This is a genomic window from Microbacterium sp. zg.Y909 (assembly GCF_024626565.1).
The window spans coordinates 1-4,566 of sequence record NZ_JANJFJ010000355.1 but is presented as its reverse complement, the minus strand read 5'-3'; the positions used below and the strand labels follow the sequence as shown (position 1 = coordinate 4,566).

Genomic DNA, 4,566 nt, shown 5'->3' with positions numbered 1-4,566 from the left:
GCTTCGAGCTCAGCCTTGCGCGCGGCATCCGTCAGCACGGCCTCGTCGACGTTGAAGACGTAGATGAAGGGCTTGGCGGTGAGCAGGCCCAGCTCGCGGATCGGCGTCACGTCGATGCCGGACGACGACAGCAGCTGCCCGCGCTCGAGCGCGTCCTTCGCGGCGAGCGCCGTCTCGAGCACGATGGGCTCCGCCTTCTTGCCGCGCACTTCCTTCTCGTAGCGGGTGATCGCCTTCTCGAGGGTCTGCAAGTCGGCCAACGCCAGCTCGGCGTTGATCGTCTCGAGGTCGTTCTTGGGGTTCACGGCGCCCTCGACGTGCACGACGTCGTCATCGGCGAAGCCGCGCACGACCTGCGCGATGGCGTCGGCCTCGCGGATGTTCGCGAGGAACTGGTTGCCCAGACCCTCCCCCTCGCTGGCGCCGCGCACGATGCCGGCGATGTCGACGAACGACACCGCTGCGGGCAGGATGCGCTCGGAGTGGAAGATCTCGGCGAGCTTGTCCAGGCGCGGATCGGGCAGGTTCACCACCCCGATGTTCGGCTCGATCGTCGCGAACGGGTAGTTCGCCGCGAGCACCTGATTCTTGGTCAGAGCGTTGAACAGGGTGGACTTGCCCACATTGGGCAGTCCGACGATTCCGATGGTAAGAGCCACGGGCATCGAGTCTACGCGGCGGGCGGCACCGGGCCGGACCGGTCAGATGGCGCTGAGCGCCTGATACACCGTGACGATGCTCGCCGCAGCCAGCGCGATCGTGGCCCAGGGCAGGGTGCGACGCAGGCGCCGGCCCGGCTCGGCGACGCCGCGCGGAGGACGCAGCAGCGGGATGCCGTCCTCGCCCGCCGTCTCGGCCCGGCCGTCGCGCCAGCGCTCCCACTGCGCCAGCTTGCCGGTCATCGCGGCGCGCACGCTTGCGAGCCACTCCCAGGTCGCGGGGTCGAGGGTGGCGAGGTCGGCGCGCCGGTAGAAGAACATCCAGTCGTCGACGATCTCGACGTCGAGCTCGGCGGCGTTGTCGATGAAGCGCGCCATGATGTCGGGGGTGAACAGGCACAGCGCGTCGCGCTCGTAGCCCGCAGGGCAGTAGAGGCGGAACACGCGGTCGAAGTCGCCCTCGAGGCGGAGCCGCTGCGCAGCCTTGAAGCCGACCGGCAGGCTGGAATCCCCCAGGCTGTTGGTGCCGACCGCATCGAGAACGATGTGCGGCAGCGGGGTGTCCAGACGCAGGGCGAGGTAGCCCCAGCGCCGCGTCCGTCCGATCCGCGCCCGCCCCTCGCAGCGGATGTTGCCGATCTCCATCGCCCTGGCACGATCGTCGCTCACGACGTCCTGCGCATACCGCGAGCGCACGCGCGGGAAGAGCATGCCGGGTTTGTCGGCCACCACTTCCGTCCGCTGGTACTCCAGGCTGTTCGCGCCGGCGAAGCGGCGCAGGCGATAGGCGCGCTCGTTCTCCGTGCGGGTGCGCAGCGTCGCCGAGATGAGGCCGGCGATGATCACCAGGACCCACAGCCCCAGCATCCCGCCCACCGGCACCGCAGCCCGAGGCCCCGCCGTCGCGGCGAGGAACCCCGTCAGCAGGATGCCGCCGCCGAAGAAGGCCAGCACGAAGGGCGCGAGGATCGCGACGACGAGCACGGTGCCGCAGCCCGAGGCCACCCGGTCTCCCGTGCTCGGGTCGCGGCCGAACTTGCGCACGGCCTTGCGGTCGATCGGCTCGACCAGCGCGGTCGTGTCGAAGTACGTCGTGGCCTGCGCCGTCGTCATCGGTCCCCCCTGGCTCCACTCTGTGAGAAGACTATGGGGCGCGGGAGCGCGGCCGCCAACGTCCACTGGCGGGTGCTGAGACAATGGACCCTGCCGGTCCCGTCCGGCGGAGGAAGGCACCCTGTGAACATCACGCACCTGGAGCGGTTCGTCGCCGTCGCCGATGCGCTGCACTTTCCGCGGGCGGCGGAGAAACTCGGCATCCCCCTGGCGTCGCTGTACACCTCGATCGACAAGCTCGAGGCCGAGGTCGGGCAGGCGCTGTTCACGCGCGACGGCGCCGGAACCCGGCTTACGAAGGTCGGCGAGCTTTTCCTCGACGAGGCGAAGGAGCGCATCGCCGCGGCCCCCGCCGCGGCGCCGAAGCCGGTCGTCCCCGCGGGCGGCAAGGCCAAGGCGTCCAAGGGCAAGGGCCGAGCGCCCGTCGTCAAGGGCCAGCCGAAGCCGTACAAGAAGCGTCAGGGCCGCTAGGCGCGGCATCCGCCGGGCTACAGCTCGGTGACCTGGCCACCCTCCACATGCCAGCGGCGGTCGGTCTGCACGGTGTCGAGCATGCGCCTGTCGTGCGTCACGAGCAGCAGTGTGCCCTCGTAGGTCTCGAGCGCCTGCTCGAGCTGCTCGATGGCCGCGAGATCCAGATGGTTGGTGGGCTCGTCGAGCACGAGCAGATTGACGCCGCGGGCCTGCAGCAGGGCAAGGCCCGCGCGTGTGCGCTCCCCGGGCGACAGCTCGTCGACGGGGCGGTTCACATGATCGGCCTTGAGCCCGAACTTCGCCAGAAGTGTGCGCACCTCACCGGATGCCATCTGCGGCACGAGTGCCTCGAAGGTGTCGGCCAACGCCGCCGAGCCGACGAACAGCGACCGGGCCTGGTCGACCTCACCGATCTCGACGCTGGCGCCGAGGCTGGCCGTGCCCTCGTCGGGGCTCTGACGCCCCAGCAGCAGGCGCAGCAGCGTCGACTTGCCCGCCCCGTTCGGGCCGGTGATGCCGATGCGATCGCCCGCGTTGACCTGCAACGAGACCGGGCCCAGCGTGAACGTCCCCTGCCGGGCGATCGCGCCGCTGAGGGTCGCAACGACGGAGCTCGAGCGTGGAGCCGACCCGATCGTGAACTGCAGCTGCCACTCCTTGCGCGGCTCGTCGACTTCGTCGAGACGCGCGATGCGGCTTTCCATCTGGCGCACCTTCTGCGCCTGCTTCTCGCTGGACTCGCTCGCCGCCTTGCGGCGGATCTTGTCGTTATCAGGAGACTTGCGCATCGCGTTGCGCACGCCTTGGCTGGACCACTCGCGCTGGGTCCTGGCCCGCGAGACGAGGTCGGCCTTCTTGTCGGCGAACTCGTCGTACTGCTCGCGCGCGTGCCGGCGCAGCGTCGCGCGCTCCTCGAGGTAGGCGTCGTAGCCGCCGCCGAAGACCCCGTTCGTCCCCTGCGCGATGTCGAGCTCCAGCACCCGCGTCACGCTGCGGGCAAGGAACTCGCGGTCGTGGCTGACCAGCACGACGCCGCCGCGCAGGCCCCGCACGAAGGCTTCGAGGCGCTCGAGGCCGTCGAGGTCGAGGTCGTTGGTGGGCTCGTCCAGCAGCACGATGTCGAAGCGCGACAGCAGCAGCGCGGCCAGCCCCACGCGCGCGGCCTGCCCACCGGAGAGCGAGGTCATGAGCGCCTCGGTCGGCGCGCCGCCGAGATCCAGGCCGAGGTCCGCCAGCACGACGGGGAGACGTTCGTCGAGGTCGGCGGCGCCGCTGGCGAGCCAGCGGTCAAGCGCCGCGGAGTACACATCGGCCGGGTCGGGGGCCGCGCCTCCCGCCGGGGCGGGGTCGGCCAGCGCAGCCGCTGCGGCATCCATGTCGACGGTCGCCTGGGCGCAGCCGGTGCGCCGGGCGATGTACTGGGCCACGGTCTCGCCCTCGACCCGCTCGTGCTCCTGCGGAAGCCAGCCGACGAACGCGTCCGGCGGCGACAGGGCGACACTGCCGGACTGAGGAGCGTCGATGCCGGCGAGCAGGCGCAGGAGTGTGGACTTGCCTGCGCCGTTGGCGCCGACGACGCCCAGGACGTCCCCGGGAGCGACGGTGAGGTTCAACGAGTCGAACAGCGTGCGGTGCCCGTACCCGCCGGCGAGGTCTCGGGCGACGAGCGTGGCGGTCATCCTTCCATCCTCCCACCGCCGCGACGCGCGGTCGGTCCGTTCACGGGCAGGCCGCCGGCCGCGTTAGCGTCAAGCATGCCCAGTTCGCCGCACGACGCCTCGCCCCCCGCCGCCCCGGCTGCGCAGCCGATCGCGGATCCGCCGCCGCCGGCATCCCGTCGTATCGAGATCACATTCCGCAGACCCGCCTTCGCGCTGTACGCGCGCATCCGTCCCGCCCTCGTGATCGGCGGCCGCGGCCAGCCGACGCAGTGGGGAGTCGGCACCTGGCAGGTGCCGGCCGACGAGGCCGCCGTGATCGGGGTCTATCTGTTCAATCGGCTCTGGCGGTTCGGCCAGGCGGAAGTCGCCCTGGCGCCGGGCGATGCGCCGAGTCTGGTTTACCTGGCGCCGGTGCTGCCGTTCGGGCGTGGCCGGATCGAGCGCGGCTGAGCGCCGTCACGGGCGGTCTTCGGGTCATTCCGCGCTGACGGCGCGGAATGCGTAGCTGATGTAAGGCAATTCGACCATGTCGTCGCCGACCGCCCCGATCTCGTCGAAGAGGTCCGAGAGCTCGCTGTCGATGCGGTCGCGTTCCTCGTCGGGTGCCGTGATGACGTAGCTGCGCGAGAAGGCCATCGCACGCAGCCCAGCACGGGTCA

General features: G+C 70.9%; 5 protein-coding genes and 1 pseudogene. 2 read left to right on the top strand and 4 right to left on the bottom strand.

The genetic code is table 11. The features are described from left to right. Together NQ160_RS19035 and NQ160_RS19030 are read right to left on the bottom strand one after the other, a co-directional pair. Window positions 1-659: GTPase (locus tag NQ160_RS19035; protein WP_257516679.1), on the bottom strand; the 659-nt coding region annotated here is incomplete at its 3' end. A gap of 42 nt (window positions 660-701) precedes the next feature. Beyond that, the gene (locus tag NQ160_RS19030) at window positions 702-1,772 is read right to left on the bottom strand and encodes a hypothetical protein (protein ID WP_257515735.1); all 1,071 of its coding nucleotides are present in this window, start codon (window positions 1,770-1,772) and stop codon (window positions 702-704) included. A gap of 123 nt (window positions 1,773-1,895) precedes the next feature. On the opposite strand from NQ160_RS19030, the gene NQ160_RS19025 reads away from it, so the two are divergent. Continuing rightward, window positions 1,896-2,243 (top strand): LysR family transcriptional regulator, encoded by a 348-nt coding sequence (locus NQ160_RS19025; protein WP_257516678.1) that lies wholly within the window; start codon window positions 1,896-1,898, stop codon window positions 2,241-2,243. A 17-nt stretch (window positions 2,244-2,260) separates the two neighbouring features. Here the strand turns inward: NQ160_RS19025 and NQ160_RS19020 are convergent, their stop codons facing one another. Beyond that, window positions 2,261-3,925 (bottom strand): ABC-F family ATP-binding cassette domain-containing protein, encoded by a 1,665-nt coding sequence (locus tag NQ160_RS19020; protein ID WP_257516677.1) that lies wholly within the window; start codon window positions 3,923-3,925, stop codon window positions 2,261-2,263. Window positions 3,926-4,000: 75 nt separating this feature from the next. Here NQ160_RS19020 and NQ160_RS19015 point away from each other — a divergent pair, with 75 nt between their 5' ends. Then, on the top strand, window positions 4,001-4,357 hold the full coding sequence (locus NQ160_RS19015; RefSeq protein ID WP_257516676.1) for a hypothetical protein: 357 nt from the start codon (window positions 4,001-4,003) through the stop codon (window positions 4,355-4,357). Between the two features lie 24 nt (window positions 4,358-4,381). Here the strand turns inward: NQ160_RS19015 and NQ160_RS19010 are convergent. Continuing rightward, window positions 4,382-4,566, bottom strand: a pseudogene (locus tag NQ160_RS19010) (class I SAM-dependent methyltransferase); the annotation flags it as partial.

Bases quoted from the DNA above. Each gene is read 5' to 3' on its own strand.
- NQ160_RS19030 (WP_257515735.1), bottom strand. From the start codon at position 1,772: ATGACGACGGCGCAGGCCACGACGTACTTCGACACGACCGCGCTGGTC.
- NQ160_RS19020 (WP_257516677.1), bottom strand. From the start codon at position 3,925: ATGACCGCCACGCTCGTCGCCCGAGACCTCGCCGGCGGGTACGGGCAC.
- NQ160_RS19015 (WP_257516676.1), top strand. From the start codon at position 4,001: ATGCCCAGTTCGCCGCACGACGCCTCGCCCCCCGCCGCCCCGGCTGCG.